Here is a 1337-nt window from a genome sequence, read left to right as displayed (position 1 = left end):
GGCAGCGAGGATCTTGCCCTCCATCACTTCTATCGCGCCATGGCCTGGCTCGGCGAGGAGATCGAGGAGAAGGCAGAAGGCGCATTGGCACCTCGCTGTGTGAAGGACGTGATCGAGGAGAAGCTGTTCGATCGCCGGCGGGACCTGTTCACTGATCTCAGCCTGGTGTTCATGGATACGACGTCGCTCTCGTTCTACGGTGCAGGCGGCGACACGCTGGGTCGGCGTGGTCATTCCAAGGACCACCGGCCCGAGCTTGCCCAGATGATCCTGGCCGTGGTGATCGACGCCGAGGGGCGTCCGATCTGCACCGAGATGGTCCCGGGCAACACGGCCGACGTGAAGGTGCTCATGCCCATCGTCACGCGCCTGCGTACCCGCTTTGGGATAACCCGCTCGTGCGTCGTGGCCGACCGCGGCATGATCAGTGCCGGTACGATCGCCGCCCTTGAAGAGCTGGGGATGGAATACATCCTGGGTGCGCGAGAGCGCACCAGCAACGTCATCCGCGATGTCGTGCTTGCCGACACTGCTCCGATGGTACCCCTGGTCCTCGAGCGACAGGCAGGAGACACCCAGCTGTGGGTCAAGGAAGTGCGCGTTGGCAAAGGCGCAGATGCCCAGCGCTACGTCGTCACGCTCAACGAAGCTGAGGCAAGGAAGGACAAGGCCGACCGGCAAGCGATCATCGATGGCCTCCAGACCCAGTTGAAGAAGGGCGACAAGGCCCTGGTCGGCAACTCGGCCTATCGCCGCTATCTCAAGGCCAGCGGCAAGACCTTCGAGATCGACATGGGCAAGCTTGCCGACGAGGCGCGCTACGACGGCATCAGCGTGCTGCGCACCAATGCCAGGATCACTCCGCTACAGGCCGTCATCCGCTACCGTGATTTGCTTCAGGTCGAGGCCCTGTTCCGCGTCGCCAAGGCGAGCTTCGATACCCGTCCCATCTTCCATCAGTCCGATGCCGCTATCCGCGGCCATGTGTTTGTCTCGTTCCTCGCTCTGACGCTGGCCAAGGAACTGACCCGCTTGTGTCAGGAAAAGGGCCTGCAGCCCGAATGGCAGCCGCTCCTCAACGATCTCGATCGCCTTCAGGAAGCCACCATCGAAAAGGACGGCAAGGTCATTACCACCCGCACCCACGTTTCGGGCCAGGTGGGGAATGTCTTCAAGGCAACCGGCATCGCGCTGCCGGCCAATATCAGCGAACTGCCGCCGCGAACCTAAGCCTCTGCAAGCTCAACCAAACCCAAAAATGTAGTGGTAACACTCGCGCCGGTGCGTGCATGTCATTGAACAAAAATGCCTTTTCCAAAAGCACTGTTCAAGTTGGG

1 protein-coding gene is annotated in these 1337 nt (G+C 61.4%); it reads left to right on the top strand.

All coding sequences use genetic code 11. The annotated features are described in order from the left end of the window. Positions 1 to 1230: IS1634 family transposase (locus SxD43FB_RS23595; protein WP_096064160.1), on the top strand; the 1230-nt coding region annotated here is incomplete at its 5' end. Positions 1231 to 1337 lie beyond the last annotated feature (107 nt).

Source organism: Sphingobium sp. D43FB, from assembly GCF_002312805.1.
Taxonomy (GTDB): domain Bacteria; phylum Pseudomonadota; class Alphaproteobacteria; order Sphingomonadales; family Sphingomonadaceae; genus Sphingobium.
This window is presented reverse-complemented; position numbering and strand designations above follow the sequence as displayed.